At 69.6% G+C, this 1543-nt stretch carries 1 protein-coding gene and 1 pseudogene; both read left to right on the plus strand.

Annotation, left to right across the window (positions count from 1 at the left end):
- Positions 1-1263: radical SAM protein (locus tag ABZ464_RS52030; protein WP_359290055.1), on the plus strand; the 1263-nt coding region annotated here is incomplete at its 5' end.
- Between the two features lie 50 nt (positions 1264-1313).
- Positions 1314-1543 (plus strand): annotated as a pseudogene (locus ABZ464_RS52035) (radical SAM protein); the annotation flags it as partial.

Raw genomic sequence — 1543 nt, forward strand, 5'->3', positions numbered from 1 at the left:
GGGCTGATGGAGTGTCTGGCGGCGGGGCGGGACTGGCGGGGTGTGCCGGGGCTGTGGTTCTGGCAGGACGGCAGGGTCCGCAGCAGCGGTTCGCCGAAACTCCCCGACCTCGCGAAGGAGGCGTGGCCCGCCCGCGACCTCCTGGTTCACCACCGCAAGAACGGCATCCCCACGCCGGTGGCATCGACGTACACCAGTCGCGGCTGCCATGCCAAATGCACCTTCTGCTATGTCCCGAGGGCGCCGGGGGTCACCGCGGGCAACGCCTGGCGGGTCCGCTCACCGGTCGACGTCGTCGACGAGGTCGAGTTCCTGCAACGGGAGTTCGGCACCCGGTTCCTGTGGTTCAACGACGACAACTTCGGCGGCGCCTTCCAGGACGGCTACAGCCATGCCGTCGGCTTCGCGGAGGAGATCCTCCGGCGTGATCTGAAGATCTCCTTCCACTGCGAGTTCCGGGTCGACACCGGTCTCGTCGACCGGGAGGCGCTGCGCACCCTGCGCCGGGCCGGCATGGCCTCCGCGCTGCTCGGGATGGAGACCGGGGCGCCGAGCATGGCCAAACGATTCCGCAAGGGGACCATGGTCGAGTACAACCTCGACGCCGCCCGGCTGTTCAAACAGGAGGGCATCGAGCTGGAGCCCGGCTGGATCATGGTCGAGCCGGGCACGACCCTCGACGAGCTCTGGGAGAACCTGAAGTTCATCGTGGCCGCCGACATCGCCGTCAGCGAGAACCCGTTCTCCTTCATCAGCCGCGCCATCGCCCTGCGCGGCACCGAGATGTACGACAAGATCGCCGACCCCACGCCGCCCGAGCTTCCGGACGTCGAGGGACCGGCCAGGGCCGTGCTGCTGGAGGCCCGCCGGGAGTACCGGATCCCGGACCGGCGGGTCGAGGACGTGTGGGCGGCCTGGAGCACGGTCAGCGCGGAGGTGGCCGACCGCAAGGAGGAGCTGCCCTTCGTCGCCCAGCTCATCGTGGACGCCACCCGGGCCCGCAGGACCAGGGGCGAACCGGGTCTGCGGCCCCTGCTGAGCCGGCTGCGCGGCTGGGCCGACGGTCTCGCGGAGCTGCTGGTCGCCTTCCTCAACCTCGGGCTGCTGCTGGCCGACGAGAACCCGCCCGGGCTCGCCGGGCGGCTGGAGACGGAACTGCGCGCCCTGGTCGACGCCTACGACCGCAGGGTTCTGGGCGAGCCCTATCCGGTGTTCGTGGCGGAGACCAGGAGGCTGTGCGGGGAGCAGGCCATGGCCGGGTGACGCGCCCGGTTCTCGGGATGGGCACATGAAGAGGAGAGAGGAGACCGGCCATGGCGGATGTGGTCCTGCTGACCCCCCGGGAGATCCCCACCGGCGCCGCGAGCCTGAACAACCAGAACGTCATGATCAACGACGAGGAGTACCTGTCCCTGGACCCCGCGATGCGCCTCTTCTACAAGCGGGTGCGGGAGAACCTGGGTGTGGCGTGCATCGCGGGTCATCTGCGGTCGTGCGGGTATGCGGTGCGGGCGTTGAATCTGCATGGGCGGAATCCGAGTGA

Source organism: Streptomyces sp. NPDC005820, assembly GCF_040630255.1.
In the GTDB taxonomy this organism is placed as follows: Bacteria; Actinomycetota; Actinomycetes; order Streptomycetales; family Streptomycetaceae; genus Streptomyces.